The 775-nt window shown below is 52.3% G+C and carries 1 protein-coding gene; it reads right to left on the bottom strand.

Going from position 1 to position 775, the window contains the following annotated elements; translation table 11 throughout:
* Positions 1-659 (bottom strand): integrase arm-type DNA-binding domain-containing protein (locus FDX19_RS01920; protein WP_137381396.1); only part of this gene is annotated, 659 nt, incomplete at its 3' end.
* Positions 660-775: the final 116 nt, after the last annotated feature.

Below are 775 nucleotides of genomic sequence, written 5' to 3'. Positions count from 1 at the left end.
TGATAGTCGCCAATGCGCTCAAATAATTCGGGCAATCGCTCCAGCGGCAGGGCGGGATAGTGATTTTTAACCGGCGGTGCGGTGACGCCTTCCAGATGCTGCGCCGGGTTGCTTTCGGTCAGTCCCTGCTGCACGGCGTAGCGCATGATGTTGCAGAGTTGCTGCCGGGTACGGGACGCGACTTCCAGAAACCCTTTATCCTCGATAACTTTCAGTAGCGCCGTGAAATGCTGAGTTTTCAGCATCGTGACGGGCAGATGACCGATTGCCGGGAAGATATGGTTTCTCATGCTGGCAAGGATGCGCTCTGCATAGTCAGCCGACCATTTTTTGTTGGTTTTGTGCCATGCCACCGCAACGGCCTCAAAGCATTTTTCCGGTGACGCGGCGGCTTTTTCAGTCATGCGCTGTTGTGCGGGATTGATATTCTGTGCCAGTAGTTTACGGATATCGTCGCGTTGCTGGCGGACGTCGGAAAGCGAGACCTGCGGATAGGCACCTAAGGCAATGCGGGATTCTTTTCGGTTGAAGCGATATTTGAGATACCAGAGGCGCGAGCCGCCCGGATTGACAAGCAGATACAGACCGTGTGAATCAGTCAGTTTAAAGGGTTTATCAGAAGGCTTGATACTACGAATTTTCGCGTCGGACAGGGACATATGGTGGTCACTCCATTATCGAACTGAAATGACCCCAAATCAGACCACCAATTTCGCCGGATGCGCAGGGAAAATCAGATACGCATCGGGAAAGATTTTCACGCTAACTTATTGAA

It is taken from the genome of Citrobacter sp. wls619 (assembly GCF_005281345.1).
Classification (GTDB): domain Bacteria; phylum Pseudomonadota; class Gammaproteobacteria; order Enterobacterales; family Enterobacteriaceae; genus Citrobacter.
The sequence above is the reverse complement of the archived record's forward strand: the minus strand, read 5'-3'. Positions and strand labels throughout refer to the sequence as shown.